The 22,086-nt window shown below is 41.1% G+C and carries 19 protein-coding genes; 11 read left to right on the top strand and 8 right to left on the bottom strand.

The features are described 5' to 3' along the window. Nucleotides 1-149 precede the first annotated feature (149 nt). From H5123_RS06440 to H5123_RS06430, 3 genes are all read left to right on the top strand, one after another. Nucleotides 150-563: a LexA family transcriptional regulator gene (locus tag H5123_RS06440; protein WP_124014913.1), complete on the top strand. Its 414-nt coding sequence runs from the start codon at nucleotides 150-152 to the stop codon at nucleotides 561-563. Between the two features lie 6 nt (nucleotides 564-569). Then, nucleotides 570-1,826 carry a Y-family DNA polymerase gene (locus H5123_RS06435; protein WP_182697399.1) on the top strand — a complete coding sequence of 419 codons (1,257 nt, stop codon included), beginning with the start codon at nucleotides 570-572 and terminating at the stop codon, nucleotides 1,824-1,826. 272 nt (nucleotides 1,827-2,098) lie between these two features. Then, nucleotides 2,099-2,623: a NifB/NifX family molybdenum-iron cluster-binding protein gene (locus tag H5123_RS06430; protein WP_182697398.1), complete on the top strand. Its 525-nt coding sequence runs from the start codon at nucleotides 2,099-2,101 to the stop codon at nucleotides 2,621-2,623. A gap of 26 nt (nucleotides 2,624-2,649) precedes the next feature. On the opposite strand, the gene H5123_RS06425 is transcribed toward H5123_RS06430, so the two are convergent. After that, entirely contained in the window at nucleotides 2,650-3,972 is a 1,323-nt protein-coding gene (locus H5123_RS06425; RefSeq protein WP_259395597.1) for a sigma-54-dependent Fis family transcriptional regulator, read from the bottom strand. A 257-nt stretch (nucleotides 3,973-4,229) separates the two neighbouring features. Between H5123_RS06425 and H5123_RS06420 the strand changes: the two genes are divergently transcribed. The 3 genes from H5123_RS06420 to H5123_RS06410 all read left to right on the top strand — a co-directional run bounded on the left by H5123_RS06420 (nucleotide 4,230) and on the right by H5123_RS06410 (nucleotide 7,282). Then, complete coding sequence (locus tag H5123_RS06420; RefSeq protein WP_182697397.1) at nucleotides 4,230-5,537, top strand: NAD(P)/FAD-dependent oxidoreductase; 1,308 nt, start codon at nucleotides 4,230-4,232, stop codon at nucleotides 5,535-5,537. Next, complete coding sequence (locus H5123_RS06415; RefSeq protein WP_182697396.1) at nucleotides 5,515-6,159, top strand: DUF3365 domain-containing protein; 645 nt, start codon at nucleotides 5,515-5,517, stop codon at nucleotides 6,157-6,159. Before H5123_RS06420 ends, H5123_RS06415 begins: the two co-directional genes overlap by 23 nt. 256 nt (nucleotides 6,160-6,415) lie before the next feature. Next, on the top strand, nucleotides 6,416-7,282 hold the full coding sequence (locus tag H5123_RS06410) for an MBL fold metallo-hydrolase (RefSeq protein ID WP_182697395.1): 867 nt from the start codon (nucleotides 6,416-6,418) through the stop codon (nucleotides 7,280-7,282). A 111-nt stretch (nucleotides 7,283-7,393) separates the two neighbouring features. Here the strand turns inward: H5123_RS06410 and H5123_RS06405 are convergent, their stop codons facing one another. From H5123_RS06405 to H5123_RS06390, 4 genes are all read right to left on the bottom strand, one after another. Then, nucleotides 7,394-7,798, bottom strand: coding sequence for a rhodanese-like domain-containing protein (locus tag H5123_RS06405; RefSeq protein WP_124014907.1), 405 nt, complete (start codon nucleotides 7,796-7,798; stop codon nucleotides 7,394-7,396). A gap of 15 nt (nucleotides 7,799-7,813) precedes the next feature. After that, a complete protein-coding gene (locus H5123_RS06400) occupies nucleotides 7,814-8,563 on the bottom strand; it encodes a sulfite exporter TauE/SafE family protein (RefSeq protein WP_182697394.1) in 750 nt (249 codons plus the stop codon). A gap of 17 nt (nucleotides 8,564-8,580) precedes the next feature. Continuing rightward, nucleotides 8,581-9,450 (bottom strand): MBL fold metallo-hydrolase, encoded by an 870-nt coding sequence (locus H5123_RS06395; protein WP_182697393.1) that lies wholly within the window; start codon nucleotides 9,448-9,450, stop codon nucleotides 8,581-8,583. A gap of 66 nt (nucleotides 9,451-9,516) precedes the next feature. Beyond that, nucleotides 9,517-10,158: a peroxiredoxin gene (locus H5123_RS06390; protein ID WP_182697392.1), complete on the bottom strand. Its 642-nt coding sequence runs from the start codon at nucleotides 10,156-10,158 to the stop codon at nucleotides 9,517-9,519. A gap of 586 nt (nucleotides 10,159-10,744) precedes the next feature. Here H5123_RS06390 and H5123_RS06385 point away from each other — a divergent pair. Beyond that, nucleotides 10,745-11,668, top strand: a complete 924-nt coding sequence (locus H5123_RS06385; protein ID WP_182697391.1) for a LysR family transcriptional regulator — start codon at nucleotides 10,745-10,747, stop codon at nucleotides 11,666-11,668. 34 nt (nucleotides 11,669-11,702) lie between these two features. Here the strand turns inward: H5123_RS06385 and H5123_RS06380 are convergent, their stop codons facing one another. Next, nucleotides 11,703-12,593, bottom strand: coding sequence for a YjjW family glycine radical enzyme activase (locus tag H5123_RS06380; protein WP_182697390.1), 891 nt, complete (start codon nucleotides 12,591-12,593; stop codon nucleotides 11,703-11,705). Beyond that, nucleotides 12,586-14,160 (bottom strand): YjjI family glycine radical enzyme, encoded by a 1,575-nt coding sequence (locus H5123_RS06375; protein ID WP_182697389.1) that lies wholly within the window; start codon nucleotides 14,158-14,160, stop codon nucleotides 12,586-12,588. Before H5123_RS06375 ends, H5123_RS06380 begins: the two co-directional genes overlap by 8 nt. Before the next feature lie 355 nt (nucleotides 14,161-14,515). Between H5123_RS06375 and H5123_RS06370 the strand changes: the two genes are divergently transcribed. From H5123_RS06370 to torR, 3 genes are all read left to right on the top strand, one after another. Continuing rightward, nucleotides 14,516-15,898, top strand: coding sequence for a LysM peptidoglycan-binding domain-containing protein (locus tag H5123_RS06370; protein ID WP_182697388.1), 1,383 nt, complete (start codon nucleotides 14,516-14,518; stop codon nucleotides 15,896-15,898). Nucleotides 15,899-16,203: 305 nt separating this feature from the next. After that, the gene (locus H5123_RS06365; protein WP_182697387.1) at nucleotides 16,204-16,953 is read left to right on the top strand and encodes a TorF family putative porin; all 750 of its coding nucleotides are present in this window, start codon (nucleotides 16,204-16,206) and stop codon (nucleotides 16,951-16,953) included. A 199-nt stretch (nucleotides 16,954-17,152) separates the two neighbouring features. Continuing rightward, entirely contained in the window at nucleotides 17,153-17,878 is a 726-nt protein-coding gene (gene torR, locus H5123_RS06360) for a two-component system response regulator TorR (RefSeq protein ID WP_182697386.1), read from the top strand. On the opposite strand, the gene torT is transcribed toward torR, so the two are convergent. Next, a complete protein-coding gene (gene torT / locus H5123_RS06355; RefSeq protein ID WP_182697385.1) occupies nucleotides 17,868-18,941 on the bottom strand; it encodes a TMAO reductase system periplasmic protein TorT in 1,074 nt (357 codons plus the stop codon). The genes torR and torT overlap by 11 nt on opposite strands. Before the next feature lie 67 nt (nucleotides 18,942-19,008). On the opposite strand from torT, the gene torS reads away from it, so the two are divergent. Then, complete coding sequence (torS, locus tag H5123_RS06350) at nucleotides 19,009-22,053, top strand: TMAO reductase system sensor histidine kinase/response regulator TorS (protein ID WP_182697384.1); 3,045 nt, start codon at nucleotides 19,009-19,011, stop codon at nucleotides 22,051-22,053. The last annotated feature ends 33 nt before the right edge of the window (nucleotides 22,054-22,086 follow it).

Below are 22,086 nucleotides of genomic sequence, written 5' to 3'. Positions count from 1 at the left end.
ATAACAACCTTCAATGGCTAAATATGCCGCCTGCATATCGCGATTTAACATAAATAAACTTGCACAGACAAAATTTAGCGCTACTATGTACCCTATAAATGATACTGTGTTTTTATACAGTATTCGATATAACTGTACGAGGTTAGCGTATGCGCTTTATTCCCATTGTCGCCAGTGCTGGCATTACCGGTTTTGAAAGCCCTGCTGCTGAGTATCTTCAATTAGGCCTCAGTCTTGATGAGATGTTAGTGCAACATCCAAGTTCGACTTTTATCGGCTTAGCCCAAGGGGAGTCAATGCAAGGTGTTGGGATATTCGATGGCGACTTACTGATTGTCGATCGTCATGAAACGGCTAAAAGTGGCGACGTGATTGTGGCTAATTTTAATGGTGAATTTGTGTGTAAAATTCTCGATCTGCAACGGCGAATGCTAGTGTCATCTCATGAGCAACATTTACCAGTAACTATTTGCGATTATGATGACTTTAGTATTGAAGGTGTAGTGATCCGCTCAATTCGTTGTCATCGACAAAGCCCCATGTTTGTTAGCCACCAAGGGTAAGCAACAATGTTTGCCTTAGTTGATGCCAATGCTTTTTATTGCAGTGCTGAACAGGTATTTCGCCCTGATTGGCGTGGTAAGCCAATCATTGTACTGAGCAATAACGACGGTTGTATTGTGGCTGCTAATCGACAAGCAAAAGAAGCGGGCATACAAAAATTTCTACCCTATTTTCAAGTTAAAGCGCTATGTGCCGAGCGTAATGTGATTGTGTGTTCATCTAACTATGAGCTCTATGCCGATTTATCAGCAAAAATGATGGCGATAATAGGCCGCTTTGCGCCCGATCAGCATGTGTACTCCATCGATGAATGTTTCCTGTCGTTTAAACACAGTTACCCCGCGATTAAATGCCTGCATACCCATGGTCAGTTAATCCGTCGTACGGTTTGGAAAGAAGCACGTTTACCTGTTTGTGTCGGTATGGGTGACACCTTGACCTTAGCCAAGATAGCCAATCATGCCGCTAAAAAAATTCCAGGGTACCAAGGTGTTTGCGTAATTGAGACATTGCAGCAACGCACTGACATTTTGCGTCAGCTTGCGGTCGGTGATGTATGGGGCATTGGTAGGCGCATAAGTAAAAAACTTGAAGTAATGAATATTCGCAGCGCATATGATCTTGCCTGTATGCCACCGAGCCTTGCGAGAAAACAATTTAGTATTGAAATAGAGCGAACCGTTCGTGAACTGAATGGTCAAGTCTGTAAACAATGGGATGAGGTAAGGGCAGATAAAAAACAAATTTTCTCGACTCGTAGTGTTGGTGAGCGCATCACTGACTATGAATTGCTATTACAGGCATTGAGCAAACATATCGCTATCGCGGCGCTTAAAGCGCGTCAGCAAGGCTCGTATTGCAAAACCATGTTGCTGTTTGCCAGTAATTCCCCCCATGACGAACGGCCCGTGAGTGATAAGGTCATTGTCCATTTCCCTTGTCCGACACATTGCTCTATTGAACTCACCAAAGCGCTTAGACAAGCTGCACCAAGGTTGTTTCGCGTCGGTGTGCGGTATTACAAAATTGGCGTAGGCCTCGTTGATTTAGCCAGTGAGAAATATTTTCAATTTGATTTATTCAATCCTGCTAAGGTCGATTATGCCCTCATGCACACCCTTGATAGCATCAACCAACGTTATGGCCGCGATACTGTGTTTCTTGCTGCACAAGGAATACAACAAAAGTGGGCAATGCGTCGTGATTTGCTTACTCCTCAATATTCAACTCAATGGAAATGCTTACCCAAGATTAAATGTTAATATTTTTATGGGTTCCATCATTAAAATTGTCATTGAGCAAATAAAATAGAAATCACTGATTCGATTATTGATATTGAGCTAAGCGTGGCACCGGTCACAAAATATCAATGCTAATTGGCATATGCCATTAATCGGCGTATATATAGCATATGCTAATTACTGTTAATCGATAATGGCAAGCATTAATGTCATCAACCATAACCATTTATGCCGTTTAAACTAAATGGTATCTCGATGATAAAATTGAATATTGTACAGTGAGGACAGCCCCCATGATTACAGCCATACCCATGAAAGCGGAAAATATTTCCAACCATTTTAGCAAAGCCGATGAGGTACTGTTTATTAATGACCAAGCTCAAGTAGTCGGGCGTTTTACCAACCCCGCTTTACTCGATGGATGTGAGGGCAAGCAGCAATTAGTCAGTTTGATACTGGCACAAGGCGCGAATCGGGTGATCATACGTAATATTGGCCAGCAGTTATTGTCTAAGCTACTAAACCAGAATTTGAGTGTATTTCATGCAAAAAACGGCCGTACAGAGTTACAGCATTTTGCGGCTGCTGTTTTATCCGACTGTGAACAATATACCCAGGTAAGTCAGGGGCGTCCGTCAGTGAAACATATTGCTAAGCAAGCTAATGGCGGTTGTTGCGATCATGATCATGCTGATGGAGAAGCGGGCTGTCACAGTGGACCTGAGGCGAAACGTTGCTGTGAAACCAAAGCGGGCGCAGAAAGCGCCATGATGAAACCTTGCTGTAATAAAAAGCACTCACTCATGCACCAACATTAGTGAATGCGCAGGTCGAAGTGATGTGCTTACAGCGCTGTTAGTTTTAAATCATAGCGCTGTAATTTACGATATAAGGTACGAACACTGATATTAAGCTTAATGGCTAATTCTGCAGGAGACCCTTGAAATTGCTCACAGACCTGAAAAAGATACCTATACTCAACGTCATCTAATGACATAATCGTGGTTGCCGTTTTTAGGGAATTGTTTTCTTCGGTCGACAGGTGATTAGGTTGAACAATTTCAGGTAAATCACTGCTGTGGATCATATCTTCGTTGGCTATTAATGCTGATTGCTCAATAATGTTTTTCAATTCACGAATATTACCTGGATAGGCATAACGACTGAGTAAGGTTAACGCATTAGCTGAAAACTTTTTATGTTTGTATTCAGAATATTTAATAAAGTGATTAACGAGCGTTGGAATATCATCATGGCGTTCACGTAACGAGGGTAAGTAAATCGGAAATCCTGCAATGCGATAATACAAATCACGTCTGAATTCTCCTTTTTCAACTAAATCGAGTAAATTTTTATGGCTGGCGCTGACTAATCTAAAATCAGAACGTTTTTGTTTTAAGCCCCCAACGGCGCGATAGCATTGAGTTTCAAGTAATCTGAGTAACTTGACTTGCATATTCATTGGTACGTCGCCAATTTCATCAAAAAACACCGTCCCACCATGGGCGATTTCAATCAGACCTTTTTTGCTGGTGGTCGCCCCGGTAAAGGCACCTTTTTCATAGCCAAATAATTCACTTTCGAATAGATTCTCACTCAGTCCGGTACATTCAATCACCACAAATGGCTTATCACTTCTACTGCTGGCTTGATGTACAGCTTTGGCGACCAGCTCTTTACCAGCGCCTGTTTCACCTTGCAATAGTACTGCAATGTTGGATTGAGAGGCGCGATTTATCCGATTGAGCATTTCCTTAAACGGCGCGGATTGACCGACCATAGTGCCTTTTTTAGATTCGATCGATGCATAATCAATAGCATCTAGAATCTCTAGAAACCCTAAGATTTGGCCATCATTATCTTTAATCGGTTTCATTAAAATATCGCAATATGACTTGCCATGAGCCGTGCTATGGATATGCATCGCATTGGCTGCTCTAGTCGTACTCAAGCATTGCTGTAAAGGGCAATCTTCGCCGTGTTTGTCACAAGGTTCGTTACTGTGATGGGAAATCTGATGACACTTACTTTGACCCAATATCACTTTGGTCTCATATGTTTCTGCATAGGCTTCATTGACCGCATGTATGACATAGTCTGGGGTAATAAATATTGCCGGTTTATCAATCGCGTTTATCATCGATTGGACTACGGTAGTGTTATCCATTTATTGCTCTCGCTTGTCTACATATGCATCAGTTAATTCTAATATGTCATTATAGGTGCCATAATTGTCACGTCAATGCCACATTTGTCACTTGGTAACCTTGCATTTACATTATCTAAACATTGATTGGTTCTAGGTAACTGATTTCATTGCCTTAAAATTTAAGATGTGATCTGGCACAAGCTTTGTATAGCTCTAATATACATGTCTGATGGCCGTATTGAGTTCAAAGACACTGTAAATGGGGAGAACATTCAATGGCTAAAATTGTTGTGATAGGTGCCGGTACTGGTGGCATGCCAGCCGCATACGAAATAAAAGAGATTTTGGGTAAGGACCATCAAGTTTTAATGGTTAACGAACATGATACATTTCGTTTTACCCCTTCTAATCCTTGGATTGCAGTTGGGTGGCGAGAACCTAAAGCCATTACGTTCCAGATAGAAAAACACTTAGCAGATAAAAAAATAGAATTTAAATGTGCCAGAGTGACTAAAATTGATACTGAAAAAAATCAACTTATAACTGCTGATGAAGACATTATTGACTATGACTATTTGGTTATCGCAACCGGTCCTAAACTGGCATTTAACACTATACCTGGAGCAGGCCCTGAACACTTTACTCAATCTATTTGCACACTTGAACATGCAGTAGAGTGCAAAGTTGATGTCGATAAACTGTTAGCTAATCCGGGTCCTGTGATCGTGGGGGCATTTCAAGGTGCAAGCTGCTTTGGGCCGGCTTATGAATACGTGTTTATTTTAGACAAGGTGTTACGTGATGCCGGCATTCGAAGCAAAGTGCCAATTCATTTTGTCACTAGCGAGCCTTATGTTGGGCATTTAGGTTTAGGTGGCGTTGGTGATTCAAAATCAATGCTCGAGTCTGAGTTACGCCAAAGAGATATAAAATGGATATGCAATGCCACGGTTGACTCTGTAGAGGAGGGCGTGATGCATATTTCAGAGCTTGATAGAAAGGGAAATGTTGATTTTTCTCACTCATTGCCATTTCAACATTCAATGTTAATCCCCCCATTTGCTGGTATTGATGCTGTCGCGAATGTTGAAGGACTATGTAACCCTAAAGGCTTTGTTATTACCGATGAACATCAACGTTCACCAACATTTAGTAATATTTTTGCGGGTGGCGTTTGTGTGGCAATCCCGCCAGCAGAAATAACGCCAGTCCCAACCGGAATGCCAAAAACAGGTTACATGATTGAGTCGATGATGACTGCAATCGCTCACAATTTGCATAGCATTATTATTGAAAACAGCCCGCCTAAAAGTAAAGGCACCTGGAATGCAATTTGTATTGCTGATATGGGTGACACAGGTGCAGTATTTGTGGCAATGCCTCAAATAGCACCGCGTAACGTCTCTTGGTTTAAAAAAGGGAAATGGGCACATTTTGCCAAAATTGGTTTTGAAAAATACTTTCTACGAAAAATGAAGACAGGTAGCAGTGAACCATTATACGAAAAATATGCGTTGAAACTCATGGGGATCACGCGCCTAGAAGCAGAGGATGATGATAATGACATTAGCAAAGAATTGTAATCAACACGTGGCAGGATTTGGCAAATTAGGCGCTTTACTAATACTCGCGAGTATGTGCAGCGTTAGCCAAGCAGCATCATTAACCGAACAGCAAATGCTTGAGCAAGAGGCTAATGAGCGTATTGCCGAATTTAGCCAAACATTAAAAGGTCAGTTACAGGCAGCCATAAAGCAAGGTGGATTGCCCAATGCTGTGTCTGTGTGTAAGTCGGTAGCGCCTGCCATTACTGCACAGAATTCGAAACAAGGCTGGACGCTCGCTCGAACCAGTTTGCGGGTGCGTAATTCAGACAATACGCCAGATGCATGGGAGTTAGCACAATTACAAAAGTTTGAAGCCATTCAGTCTTCAGGACAGTCATCCGTTGATAAACTGATAGTGGCCAGCGAGTATATTGTTAATGGCGATAATACTGAGTTTCGTTATATGAAAGCCATTCCAACTCAAGAGTTATGCTTAGGTTGTCATGGCAGTAATATTAACCCTGAACTGAGTGCATTGATTAATAAAACCTATCCTGATGATAAAGCAATTAACTTTGCCCTTGGTGATATTAGAGGTGCATTTTCATTGCAAAAAGTCATCAGTGATCCAGTATCGCCGATGACAGCCAAACCCTAATAAAGACGTAAATAATGACGTAATAAGGCTTAACAAACGTTAAGTCTTATTACGCAAAACCTAAATCATAGTGAGTTGATTCGTTCGCAATTTATTGCGACATAATTCGCAGTAAAAGATGATGATTTGACTTAACATTATACTGTAATAATCAAACTTCCTCAGTCAACGATAAATGATGTTGCGAATGTGACCGATATTCATATGAGGTTTTATCTAACAAATGCCCAAGGGATTTTGTTGGGAGTAATGTGTCATGAGCAAAATCCGCATCGATCCTTTTTATCATCACGTTAGCCATACGATTACTTATGTGGTGACGGATCTTGCTACGCGTCAAAGCGCCATAATCGATCCTGTTTTAGACTTTGATATCGCCTCTGGAACCATAAGTACCCACTTTGCCGATATGCTGATTGAGCATATCGATAAACATGGATATGAAATTGAATGGATTTTAGAAACGCATGCCCATGATGATCATATTTCAGCGGCATGCTATATCAAGAAAAATCGAGGAGGGATAACGGGAATTGGCGAGAATATCACCAAAGTCCAGCACACGTTTAAGCGATTACTTAATCTTGATGAAAGCTTTCAGTGTAATGGTGAGCAGTTTGACCAACTGTTTGTCGATGAAGAATTGATTAAATTAGGTCATTTAAATATTCACGTAATGCACACTCCGGGCCATACACCAGCTTGTGTTAGCTATCTTATTGAAGACACAGTGTTTGTCGGTGATACCTTATCTACACCTGAGTTAGGGACTGCGAGTACTGAATTCCCAGATAGCAGTGCAACCACCTTATACCATTCAATTCAACGGATATTAGCATTGCCAAATTGTACCCGTGTATTTGTAGGACATTATCCACCTACAGAAAAAAACGCGGAGAATCAATTAGAAACATCGGTTATTGCGCAAAAAAGGAATAACCGCGTTGTAGGGGGGAAAGTCACTCTTACTGAGTTTGTTCAGTTACATCAACAACGTCATATAAATGCTGATACTCCAGCTTTGCTACTACCCGCAATCCAAATCAATATTCGTGCAGGCAATATTTCACCCATAGAAGGTGAAGATAACTATTATATTAAAATACCGCTAAATCAATTGTGATCACATCACGAAAATAATCATCTTACCAATTAGTGGTCAAATATACGGCCTCTGGCTAATGGCAATGAAAGATATCAGCCATTAACCAGAGCATATCTAGCTTACTGTGATTTAAACCTTATACGGCACTAATGGAAATCCATCTTGTTGCCATTGCACCATACCACCTGCCACAGATAGTGGTTTTTTAAAGCCCATATTTTGTAATGAATCGGCAGCAAGTGCGGAGCGGCCCCCTGTACGGCAAATCAGAAATATCTCTTTTTCTGCTAATTCATTTAATGCTAAAACCCATTCGCAATGGTGACTGACCAAAGGATGCTCGTGTATTTTCATCTCTAATACACCACGAGGGAAATTCACTGCACCTTCGATATGGCCTAATAAAAATTCTTCGTGTTCACGGACATCGATAATAACCACATCAGGGTTAAGCATTGCCGTGAGTAAATCATGGGTACTCACTTCGATAATGTTAGCTTTGATTTCACTTATGTATTCTTGAGCAGTTTTCATGTGTACCTCGTGATATTAAATAATAGATTTAGTTAGGATAAATAGCGCCATTAGGACTAAAAACACGGCAAATATTTTCTGTAATATTGCTTTAGGTAAATATTGGCTTATCCATTGACCTGCAATACTGCCGACAAACCCGCCAGTAATCATGATCCCAATAACCGACCAGTCAAACTCAAGCCCTTTATCTGAAAGCAATGAGTAGTATTTTATAAAGCCAACGAATGAATTCATGGTAATAATCAGTAAGCTGGTGCCAATCGCGAGTCCAATATCAATACCACCGAGGATCACCAAAGCCGGCACAATTAAAAAGCCGCCACCAACACCAACAAAACCAGTCACAACACCGACCCCTAAGCCTTGTAAGAGGATTTTGGTCACATCCAGCGTGCCTGCTTTACATCGACTTGATTGATTACGCCACATCATGACGGCACCCATAAGCATTAAAATGACAAACACAGTCAGTTGAATGTCACTGGTCACAAAAGTGCTTGTCCAAGCACCTAAGTAAGTCCCCGCCATGCCAGGTAAACCAAATAAGAACACATGACGCCAAGAAACCTTTTTATGCTTAATGAAACGCATACTGCTGATTAAACTGATTACACCAACGATACATAATGATGAAGCTATGGCTAATTGTGGTTGCATACCAATAAGATATAACAACACTGGAACCGTAATAATTGAGCCTCCAGAGCCCAATACACTCAGCACTAAACCAATCAATAATGCGCCAATAATTGCTTGTATCATTTTGATGACTCTTAGGTTTAAAGAAGGTTAATCGGGATTTTTAAATAGACTGTGCCATTGTCTTCAGCATCAGGCATTTTTCCTGCACGAATGTTGACTTGAATCGATGGCAATATCAGCCTTGGCATGGCTAACGTGGCGTCTCGTTTTTGTCGCAAAGCAACAAAATCGGCTTTTGACATGGTGTCGTTAACATGAATATTGTGTTGTTTTTGTTGACTGATTTGAGTTTTAAATTGGTGGTCACGGCCTTCAGTAGGGTAGTCATGGCACACATAAATGTCGGTCGAGTCTGGCAAACTAAATAATGTCTGGATTGAGTCATATAAGGTATTGGCATCGCCACCAGGGAAATCGCATCGCGCAGTCCCCACATCAGGCATAAAGATAGTGTCACCTACAAAAGCGGCTTGTTCGTTAATGATGTAGGCTAAATCGGCAGGTGTGTGCCCTGGAGTATGCATAATGCGTATGGTCATATCACCGACTTGTAGCCGATCACCATGTTTAAATAGTCGATCAAATTGACTGCCATTCGGCAAAAAACTCGCCTCAAGATTAAATATGCTTTTAAAAGTATCTTGAACTTCGGTGATATGCTCGCCAATGCCTATTTTGCCACCGACTTTGTCACATATAAAACTGGCAGCAGATAGATGGTCTGCATGGGCATGGGTTTCTAATATCCATTTCACCGTCAAGTTTTGACGTTCAATCCAATGTAAAACTCGTTTGGCACTTCGAGTATCAGTACGACCTGACTTGTAATCAAAATCTAAAACAGGGTCAATAATAACGGCATATGAAGTGGCATTATCGGCAACGACATAAGTGAACGTTTCACTGTCATCATCTAAAAACTCATGGACACTAAAAGTAGAGTTCATTATAAAGTTCCTATATTAATCCTATGTAAAAGATGCACAGGAACTTAGATCCCTGTGCCGGCAAAATTAAAGCGATTTTTTGCTGAAATACCAATCAGTGTATTCATAACCTTGGTTTAAACGGGCTTTGGCTTCAGCAGTAGTGGCTGGTGGGGGGACAATAACGTCATCACCAGGCTGCCAGTTTTCTGGAGTCGCTACGCCATTGGCGTCGCTGGTTTGCAATGCTTTGACTAAACGAACAAATTCGCTAATAGAACGCCCGTTGCTCATTGGGTAATAGACCATGGCACGTAATATACCTTCAGGATCGATAATGAAAGTTGCACGCACAGCGGCGGTATCACTCGCGCCAGGTTGGATCATGCCGTAGGCTTTAGCCACTGCCATTGATAAATCGGAGATAATAGGGAAGGTAATCTCAACACCAAAGTTTTCTTCAATATTACGTACCCAAGCAATATGAGAGTGAATGCTGTCGATAGATAGACCCAATAATTCGGTATTAATCTCAGCAAACTCTGCAGCGTGTTGTGCAAATCCCATAAACTCAGTAGTACATACAGGGGTGAAATCTGCTGGATGCGAGAATAACACCAACCACTTGCCTTTATAGTCAGTGAGAGAGCGCATACCATGAGTCGTCTTGGTATTAAATGCAGGTGCTGGTCGGTTTAATTGTGGAAAAGAAACAATAGAATCAGTCATGTTATTACTCCAGTAGTGGTTAACTTAAATTCCGCCTAATCTGTAAAACAGATTACAAACATACTTAGTAATAGCAATTGGTGGGCCAAGTTAGCTTGGTGCGAGATCTTATTGGCATATTATTTATAACATATTGAAAATTATAATTTTTAAATCAGTTAACTTTATAAGGCTTGATATCGGTGTTATCTAATAGCGACTATCGTCTCGCTATGCTTTGCCATAAATGACACCAGCGACAATAATGGTGACAAATATGGCGTAGAGAAGTCAGTTATTGATGGTAATAAACCCTGAACCCAATCCACGAGATCAGAAACACTGCTGCCTAGTAGTCATGTGAAGTGCTGGGGGAAATGTGGTTGGATATTGAATAGAAAAGAAATTAACGGATCAGCAAAGGTTAATCTGAAATAAGCCAAGACTCATGAGCAACTAGAATGACGTTGAACGGCCTTAAATAGACTCTTTATTCGTCAGCACTGTGAAGCGGCTCTTGATTATGACTTTTGAGCCTATACACATATCCTCTTTAGCTTTATATTTTAATGATTAAATCCAATATTTATAAAGGGTTAAGACACTAATGGATTTGGCAAAGCTTTCCCGTATTAGCATGAAACACTTAATCACTTTGCATGTGATGCTTGATACCCTCAGTGTCACTGCCAGTGCTGAACGCTTATGTTTAAGCCCCTCATCGGTAAGTAAAACCTTGAGTCAGCTAAGAAACAGCCTTAATGATGAATTATTTTATCGACATGGTAACTCGCTAATCGCCACACCCTTAGCGCGAAGACTGGGCCCTAGTGTGCAGCAGATGATCAATGATATGAACCATATCATGAGCCAAGATGTGTTTAGTCCTGCTGATTATCAGGGCCGTTTTGCGCTCTCTATGCGTGAAAGCACCTTTGAACTACTGGCGGCAAAAATAAGCGCTCATATTCTTAAGTTAGCGCCTAACATCCATTTAGATATTTACAGTAAAGACAATATTGGTTTTGATGGGTTAATAAAGGGCTCGTTAGATTTCATTATTTTACCCCACGACCTAAGTCAGCCGACGGATATTGATGACGATTTAGTCTGGGAAACCTTGATCAATGATGAGATGGTTTGTTTAATGAGTGCATCACATCCTTTGGCTTTGCAGCAAGACATCAGCCTTGATGACTATTTGCGATTCAGCCATATAGGTATAACCGATACCGACTTAAGCACACCCTTTTTTGATATTTTGCTGGCTCAGCAATCCAAAAAACGCGCGATCCCCATTTCAGTAGCAGACTTTGGTAGTGCCGCCTTAATGTGTCACCACAGTGAATTACTGTTTACCTGCTCGCGCCACTGGGGAGCCACAGCCAAACAAGCCCAAGGGCTGGTCATTAAAGCTTTACCTATAGATTATGGCAAAGTCGCTTATAGCCTCGTATGGCATAAGCAAAGCATGAATGATCCCGCACACCGATGGTTATATGAGCAAATATTACACTGTCGTCATTGCTAAAATAGGATGTCGAGATTAAATCGACTTAATTGAATTAAAGATATAGCGCCGGTAAGGCAAGATTATTCACTCCTCGCTGGCTCAGCAGCGCGGCTAATTTTTCGATATCAGCCTGAGTGCATTGCTTCCATGTTGAAGCGATTTCACCAACTCCGTGATGGTGAAATGCATTTAGTTTAACTCGGGTATCACTTGGTAGCTGAGTTAAATAAGCCGCTAGGGCATCTATCTGGGTATCATAATCTGTAACCTCAGGAATATGTAACAGTCTCACTTCATACAGCTTATTGTGCTGAGCAAGTAACTCAATTGAGTTAAACACCGCTTTGTTGTCTCGCCCGGTAATATAGTAGTGAGTAGCTTGGTGCCATGCTTTTAAATCAACCATAGCACCATCTAAATAGGGGAGTAACTTATGCCATCCCGTGCGACTTAAACTACCATTGGTGTCGATCATGCAAGTTAAGTGTGCTAGTTGCTCAGATGATTTAATCGCCTTAAACAGAGTAATAACAAAAGGTAATTGCAAACTCGCTTCGCCGCCGCTAACCGTAATACCGTTAATAAAATATCGCTGACAACTAATGACCTCAAGGATTTGCTCAAGCGTATAAGTTACCGTTTTGGGCGAGGATTGTGCTTGGCATACCCTAAGGCAAGTATCACATTCAGTGCACTTAGTGCTGTGCCACACGATATGTGGCTTACATTTTAAATCTGTATCTTGCGACGCAATGAGCGTCAATGCTTGCTCAGGGCAATGATCAACACAATCGCCACATGCACTACACAAACTTATCGTTTGCGGATTATGGCAATTTTTGCATTGATAATTGCAGCCTTGTAGAAAAATTACCAATCTACTGCCCGGCCCATCGACGCATGAAAACGGCAATATCTGGCTTACAACAGCCAGTTTACTCATAAACAAAAGGCGCTTGTTCGTGAGCAATAACACGGGCTTGGCGCTGTAATATGCCGGTATTCATGGCAGCCTCAGCAGCTAAACCGCTAGTATTGCTGCGTGAACCACGTTGTTTAAATGTTTCAATGTCAGATCGTTTGACCATGTAACCAGTAACGCGGACTAAATCATTATTCGCGACATTGGCGGTAAACTCCCTAAAACCTGAGCTAAATGCGCCTTTACAAAGTTGGAACATGGCTTGTGGATTCGATTTTACGGTTTCATCTATGCTAAGAATATCGCTAATTCCCGCAGTATAATATTGATGATGCTTCGCTAACGCTTGAATATGACTAATGGGATCGGGCTCTGTGCCATAAGGAATACGAACACCAGGAGTCACATCTTTATCGACGCTAATACCACTTTGAGAATGTAATAACGCACGCCCCTTATAACCATAGGTCACCGGAGTTGATGTCACCATGTTAGCCAATGCAGCTGAGATCCTTAGGCCTAATTCATTAGCTGCCTGGCTGTGGCCATAGGCGTTACTGGATAGACTAATAGCCTCTTGCGATCCAATAGCGGCAGCTAACCCCTTAGCAGACAGGGCTTGTAAAATATTGACCGCCTCAGCCATACCGTAAATCCCAAACATAGGCGCAAAACGGTTCTCATCAATGAGTTGCTCCTTAACCAAAAAACTGTCGAAAAAATGTGATTGTTGATGTAAGAATGCCGAACGCGCTTCAATAAGCTCAAAGGTGAGTTGGCCATAATAAGGCAGTACTTGTTGAAAAAAATCATCGATGCTAGTGGCTTTTAAGGCAACTTGTTTTAAGTTAAGTCGTACTAACGTATTGGCGCCGCCAGCTAATGGGAGCGCGTTATAACAACTGACAATGCCAAACCCGCGCTTATCGAATGTTTCAGCATGCAACGAATAGTTGGCGATGTGAGGCTTATTGCAAAAACAAATATTGGTGGTCGCCTGCAACAATAAATCATCTGGTGTTATTGCAGGCTCGTACATAAAGGTCAAATTAGGCGCAATTTGTTGTAACTCAAGGTCAATGCGCAATAAAGTCCGGCAAATAATATTATCAGTCGGACCAATATTCACATGCATAAATGCATCGGGCAATATGCGGTCAAGTAAGATCCAAAAGCGGGTTAATTTGCGATAAATGGCATCAGCGTCAAGCCCAGCAACAAAAGGCATCAATAACGCATCTAAATGACCTAAGAACACCGGAATATTGGTCACCGACGGCACATGATGATAAAGCACCATTAACGCATTGAGGGCATCATCAAAATCTTCAGCCGGTGATAACGCTAAGTACTCTGAACCTTGCTTCAGGTATTTAGCATAGTCGGGCAGAACATAACGCGGTTTAAACGGCGCGTGGCCTTCAAACATATCGCAAATAATACCGTCCTTCATCGCATTACTAACCTGCTCAGACACTGCCACATATGGCAGACTATTTTCAGCTTCTAGGGCCAAATAATTTGATTTTTGCTTAGGAGAAAGGTGAGGGTGGCTGACTATTTGGACAATATTTTCTTGTAATGACATGCTGAATTCACTTTTTAAAGGCTAATGCTTAATAGCCATTAATCTACTCAGTGACCGGGTGTTTAAACAGTGAAAATAGCTGAGGTTGGCATTGATAAAATCGAAATCCGATGATGCAGATCACAATCAATCAAGTTCTCTACTCCATACTATGTCCTAATAATTCTAAACGCATAATGATTATCGTTAAGCTGAATTGATTAACGGTTGAAGTCATTGATAAACTTTTCTAAATTGGCTCTTTAAAACTGATAGATAGAAAAATAAAACTCAATTACAATGGACGACTTTTGCTTCAAAAATATTCGCGATCTGAGCATAAAATGCCAGCGTAAGATCTAAGGAACATCTTTAATTGAGAACATTAATTGTCTTTATCACAACAGGCTTTATCCTGTTAAGTGGTTGCCAAACGGTGGCAATTAAAGATGCCGACGCAGACCGCAATATCAGTACTGCCAATAAAACAAGCTCAACGATCCCTAAGTCTTTAGCCCGCCGAAATTACCAAGACAATGGTGATGTGTGGGAACGCATCCGCTACTCAATGGATATGCCAATCCCAGATGAGCAGTTAGTTAACCAATATCGACAGTGGTATATCGATAATCCACAGCATCTTGAGAGTATTTCGCAACGCGCAAAGCCGTTTTTGTATTTAATTGTGCAAGAGTTTGAACATCGAGATTTACCTATTGAATTAGCCTTACTACCTATGGTTGAGAGCTCATTTAATCCTTTCGCGTATTCCAGTGCCGATGCGTCAGGTCTATGGCAGTTCACCTCACCAATGGCCAGCCATTTTGGCTTGCAGATGAATTGGTGGTATGACGGTCGAAGAGATGTGCCAGCGGCAACATCCGCAGCATTAGATATGCTCGAATACCTGTACAAAAAGACCGATAATTGGTTATATGCACTAGCGGCATACAATGCCGGTGAAGGGCGCTTGCGTGAGGCGATTAGATATAATGAAGCGAGAGGACTGAGTACTGACTTCTGGTCTTTACCCTTGCCTAAAGAAACCAGACAATATGTACCACAACTGCTGGCAATCGCTGATGTGATAAAAAATGCTCAACGTTATGGTATTGCACTCAAAACTATTCCTAACAAACCCCTTGTTGAAGTCATTGATGTTGGCAGTCAAATCGATATCTCGGTAGCAGCTGAGCTTGCAAATATGCCCATTGCCCGGCTACAAAATCTAAATCCTGGATTTAATCGTTGGGCGACATCGCCAGACGGACCGCATCAATTAATAGTGCCTGTTAGCAAGGTAAATGAATTTAAAAAGGCACTTGCTGATACTGACATTAGCGCCAGAATGAAATGGTCTAAATATCAAATAAAACCGGGCGATAGCATGAGTGCTATTGCTAAACGTTATCAAACGACTGTGTCTAAAATTCAACAAATGAACGACATCAATAGTGATAAAATAGTTGCCGGTAAATTTTTGTATATGCCACAAGGCGTATCGAGCATGATACCAGAGGTCGAACTCGCTTCAACAAACAAACAACCAAGGACCATCACCACATCTAATCAGCCAGCAGTTCGGAGCGATCACACGGTAAAATATGGGGATACTCTTTGGAGTATTGCCAAAGTGTATAAGGTCAGTGTGGAACAAATTATCGCTTGGAACAAAATGACGGACAAAGACAAGTTGACGGTAGGTAAAACCCTGCAGTTTTATCAACAGCCCTTCCAGCAACAGCAGACTCAATTGTAACCCTGTTGTTTAAAAACTGATAAGCACAATAACTCAAATGTTGTAAAAGTTGAGCGTTACATAAATGTGAGTATTTATCGATTTAACCTAGTGAAGCACATCGAAATCCAGCTTTGCCATCTGGACACTTTTGATTATACAGATCGTTTAATAGAGTGACCCACAAGGCTTGAGTGATGTTAAATCTTAGTGTTCATATTTTTTCATATTTGTTTCCCATCAGTTCATAACCAACTCAACAGCCATTCATAAGTTTTGAATATAGTCACCCTATCAACAAGAACATATATTTTAGGGTAATGAATATGAACATTAGAAAAACTCAACTAGCTCAGTCAATTTTGTTAGGCAGTCTAATCTTATCGGCTACCTCTTTTGCCAATGCTGCAGATGATAATGTCTTCGATGGAGCCATAAGTGGTAAATTAACCTTTGCTTCAGATTATGTTTTTCGTGGCGAATCGGAAACGATGGATGCAGAAGTACCAGTGGTACAAGGTACTCTAGGGTGGGGTAATGATCTGGGCTGGTATACCGGTGTATTTGCTTCCAATATCAAATTTGCAGACCCCAATTTAGAAATTGTTACGGCACCTTATATAGGTAAAGCAGGTGAGTTTGGCGATAGTGGTATCAGTTACGACGTTATGGTTTTTTCTTACCTGTATCCAGGTGCCTCATATTCAAATTATACCGAACTGTGGATCAAAGTTGGTAAACAATTTGGTCATGCAAATGTGCAATTAGAAGTGACTCCAACAATCGACGATTGGTTTGGCGTAGAGGGCTGGCAAGGTGTTAACTATGCCGTTCATCCGAGCTATCAGTTTGACAATGGTTTACATGTTTCAGCAAGTATCGGCTACCAAGATTTAGATGGTAATGGAGCAGAAGGTTGGGGACACTGGAATTTGGGAGTGAGTAAAACCTATGCCGGCCTCAATTTTGATGTTCGTTATCATGGAAGTACCATGGATAGCGATCATAAGGTCTACGGCACTCAAACAAAAATCTTTGATGACCGAGTGGTTGTCGGCATCAGCAAAAGTTTCTAATATAAAAACATAACGTCTTTTATTGCTAAACTACAAATATAATTGGATCTTGTTTTACATATCCCCATTATGTGATCTAGGTCCTTTTTTATAAACCAATTTTGCTAGCTGCCACTCATTCCTTGTATATCTTTATAGGCAAATATGAAAAGTTATGAATAATAACGACCATTATTAGCAACACTATCTGGATTGGACGATGGCACATTCTGGTTTAACAAATACAGTACTCGTCGTTGACGATGAAGCAGTGATCCGAGCTCGATTAAAAGGTTATTTTGAGCGTGAAGGTTATCGGGTGCTTGAAGCTGGAGACGGCGAACAGATGTGGCAACAGTTTACAAATCAACATATCGATTTGGTGATGTTAGATATTAACTTACCCGGTACCGATGGTTTGAGCTTGGCACGTGAACTGAGAAGTCGTTCGGACGTTGGCATTATTTTAGTCACAGGTCGTGATGAAACCATTGATAAAATCGTTGGTCTTGAAATGGGCGCTGATGATTATGTGACTAAACCATTTGAATTAAGAGAACTATTAGTAAGAGTTAAAAATTTGTTGTGGCGAATTTCATTAGTTAAAAAAGCACAGCAAGACGTTGTAGAACAATTTGAACAGTGTGACGATATCATTGCGTTCGATAAATATATTCTTGAGTTAAACAGCCGAAAACTGAGTCGTGGTGACGAGGTGATAAAGCTGACTAAAGCAGAGTTCGAATTACTTACCGCCTTTGCATTGCATCCGCAGCAAGTACTATCTCGTGAGCGACTAATGCAGCAAACAAGCCACCGTAATGAAGATGTAAATGATAGAACCATTGATGTCATTATTCGTCGATTACGAAACAAGCTACAGGCTGACCTGTTTGTGACGGTTCATGGAGAAGGCTATTTGTTTGCGACAAAGATTAAAGATTAGTTTTTGGCGTCACGCGGTAAATAGGGTAAAAACTTGCAGGGGCTAAGCTGTTATTAAACATATCGAGTTGCACCTTTCCTTGTTCTAACGCCTGTATTTGTGGGCCAATATCACCAAATGATTGTGCTCCCTCAAGTAGTTTTACCATGATGTCTATTGCTAATTTACCTTGTAACACCACTTGATCATCACTGCTGAAAGCGACTTTATTACGATGCAGTCCTCGCAATGTCGCTGGCGATAGATAACTGCTCACAAGCTTTACTTGGCCAGCTAATTGTTTATGTTGCAATGTTCCAATTGCTGCTTCGATAGCAACAGCACTGCCTATAATATAGCTAGGAATATGATCATTAAGCAGATGATGAAGTTGGTCACGATAAAGGTCACGATTATTATCGGTATGGCGAATTGATGTAATCTCAATATGACTATTGGCAATAGCATCTTGAATACCGAGCTCAACCCAATCGCTGCCACCAACACTTTCTGGACCAGTGAGTAGTGCGAGTGTTACTGGAGATGATGGCGGTATTTTTTTAACAGCTTTAGCTATAAAGTGGCCAGCTTCCCAGCCCATTTGATACCAATTAACGCCTACACGAGTCGTTATCATGGGGTTATCGAGTCTATTCACTAACGCTATGATGGGTTTATTAATCTGTCCAGGATAGTTATCAAGTAAATTAGGGGCCACGGCACCGAGTAAGATGGCATCGAACGGCTGATTAAGGCAGTATTCAAGTTGTTTTAGTTGTTGCTCTTTTCTGTAATAACTGCCGGCTTCAAATAATTCTAAATCAATGCCTAATTGGCTGGCTTTTGACACCAAACCGTAATCAATGCCGATCCAATAAGCATCTTTGAGGTGAGGTACTAAGGCACAGATCCGCCAAGGCTTTTTGGCCGAAGTCAGTTGATTATATTGTATCGATTTTACTGTTTGAATTTTGGCATTAAATGGCGTCCGCTGTTGTAATATCCAGCTAGAATCTAATGTAGCCTCAGCAAGTAATGGTATTGTCCCTAAGCAAGCTATGAGCAAATAAATAAGTCGGCGCATTATATTGTCTCGATTAAGGTTTCTAAACAGAACACTAAGATTTTTTGTAATTATAACATTTTAAGGAATGACTGTGAGCACTTTATCACTATCAGGCAAGAGCTTAGTAGGTCGCCTTATGTTGGCATTTTGTCTGCTCGGATTGTTATTGTTAATGTTAGTTAGCCTTGGCAGCATTTCGCTTTATTGGGTAAAGCTTGCTGACCAATATTTATATGAAGAGGCGTTACCCGCATCTGAGGCTGCAAGGCAATTGATGCAGTCTTCTAATGGCTTGCTCGACAATGCCCAAGCGCTGGAACGAGTGGAACAAGAGGCACAACGCGTTTTCCTTGGGCGTAAGTTGTCACTCGAAAGCACTAATTTACTTTCCGCTATTGAACGACTCAATTCGTTAAATCTACAAAATCATGGTGTCGATAAAGATAAGCAATTAGCTCTATTAGCTGGTGAAATTATCCATGACTTATCGGTATTCGGCCGCCAAGTGGGTAAACGTTTAGTGTTGGCGGCTCAATTGAATAATAAAGGAAGCGCACTCGCGGAAGCAGCCAGTAAGAGTAGTGTTTTACTTGAAGCAGAACAAGCTGTGGTCGATTCAACCATTCTGGCCAAGTTAAGTTTAGCTTACCCTCAAGTGGTTGGTGCTGAACAAAGTGCCCAACTTTTGGACTCCATCATAGAACAAGACTTGGATGTTCGTGAACGTTTAAATCGAGCTTTGGGATTGATCCATCACATTGAGTTAGTAGGGCAGTTATTACAGTCTCCAGAACAACAACTCGGATTAAATAACGTACTCGACAATATGGCTCGAGTACTGTCTCCAACGACTTATACCATTAATTCTACTCGCGATAACTCCCAAAACGGTAATGAAATACCGAGCCCTTATACTGCTTCAGGCACGAGTGGGCAAATTGATTTAATGCCTCTAGAATTACTTAAAGGCTTAATTCGAGATCCGGTTAGAGCGACAGAGCTTGAGCACCAATTGATAATGTTAAGGGAGGTGAATGATGGCTTAAGTTTGCAGCAGCAATATGCTCAATTGCTAACGAAACAAAATGCGCAGCTGTTAACGCTGACGGATAAATTAGGCCAACTGAATAAGTCAGTCGATAGCGCAATGAAAGCACAACAGCTACAGGCAGAACATGCCCGAAGTAATTTTTTACAGCAATTACTGTGGGCTAAATCAGGACTTTGGGCGACAGGTATTTTGATGTTAATCATTATGCTGTTGGTGGTTTATCGAGTTATTTATAAAGGTATCGCTTTACGCCTAAGTGAAGCAACTGCAGCATTATCTCAATTAAGTCAGGGCAATACCGAAGTAGTACTTGATCCTCACGGAGACGATGAACTCACCGCGATGGCTTCTGCCATTGAAGCTTTTAAACAAAAAACCGCGCACAATCAAGTACTGCAATCTGAATTACAACAAACGGCATCAGAATTATTTGCCCATAAAGCCTCACTTGAAAGTACTGTGCAGGCACGTACACTCGAACTGGCTGAAACCAACCGTCAACTAGACGCTGAAGCAAAAGGACATTCGACGGCTAGAGTGATGGCAGAACAAGCTAACAAGGCAAAATCGCTATTTTTAGCGACCATGAGCCATGAAATCCGTACTCCGCTAAATGGTCTTTTAGGCACCCTGACTTTACTGAGTCACTCGCCATTACCTCCAGCACAAAAACAAATGTTGGCATTATCGCAATACAGCGGCACCTTACTGCAAAATGTACTTAATGATATTTTGGACTTTTCCCGTTTGGAGCAAGGTAAATTAACTAACGAACCACGGGCTGTTGCGCTTAATGAGCTGCTCGATGAAGTGATGGCAATCATGTTAGCTGGTGCGGGATTGTCAGGTATCTCGTTATATTTAGTTCGCGGTAATTTACCTAAATGGATAACGGTAGATGGCCCAAAATTGCGCCAAGTGTTGTTTAATTTGCTCGGCAATGCCATTAAATTCACTCCAGCAGGACAGGTTACATTACGGGTAAATGTGGTCGAGAAACGATTAACCTTTGAAGTGTCAGATACTGGCGTTGGCATAAGTAAAAAGGCCATGGATCAATTGTTTATCGCCTATGGTGCACAGCCTAATCAAGGCAGAACCAGAGGCACAGGACTCGGGCTCGCAATTTGTAAAGAATTAGTCTCATTAATGAATGAGGTTAATACTGCCAATGATTCTATTTGGGTCAATAGTAAAGTGGGTGAGGGTTCCACCTTTGGTTTTAGTTTGCCATTGCACATCTGTGAGCAAGAACATGAGGTTATCTGTGCAAAATTACCTAAAGTTGATCCTAAATGTGTACTCGTTATCGAAGACAACAAAGTCAATTCCATGGTAGCCCAAGGGTTTTTAGCACATCTTGGACATCATTCCGTACTGGCTGATAGTTGTGCTCAAGCAAGAGCGTTGTTTAACGTTGATAGTGCGTTGAAGTTTGACGGCATTATGCTTGATATTCAATTAGGCGATGGCTCAGGAATTGAGTTATTGGTAGAGTTGAAGAATATTGCTAACGCAGCCCAAAAAGACATCAGCATAGCCGCTTTTACGGCACAAATTCAACATGATGACATAAACGAGTATCAAGCAGCGGGCTTTGACGACGTATTAGCCAAACCGCTTAATATGAAGTTTTTAGCCAATTGGATTGGTGATGCAAGTGATAAGTCAGCAATCAACAGCGACAACACGAATAAGTTAACTAAGATGGATAAACACAAAGGCTTTACACAAACGACCATAGATCAAAAATTTTCAGTTTGTAATGAAGACAATCAGCCTTTACTCGATGAAAAGCAAATTAATGAAGACTTACAATATCTTGGTACAGAAGCTGTTAAAGAGATGTTAGCGTTATTTAAAGTCAGTAGTACACAACACATCAATGCACTGGCAGCTTTACCTATAGATAGGCCAAAAGCGTTACACGCACTTAAAGGCAGTAGTGCCAGCATTGGCTTTATTCAGTTGAGTCAGTTGTGCAAACAATTAGAAAAAGATGGCATTAGTGATGATTCATATTTGTTGCTTAAGCAAGTATTGCAAGCATCCATTAACGCACTTGAGTTGAAAATCTAAACCTAAGCTGTTGTAAAATATTGATAATAATTA

This window comes from Shewanella sp. SR43-4, assembly GCF_014163845.1.
Taxonomy (GTDB): Bacteria; Pseudomonadota; Gammaproteobacteria; order Enterobacterales; family Shewanellaceae; genus Shewanella; species Shewanella vesiculosa.
This window is presented reverse-complemented; position numbering and strand designations above follow the sequence as displayed.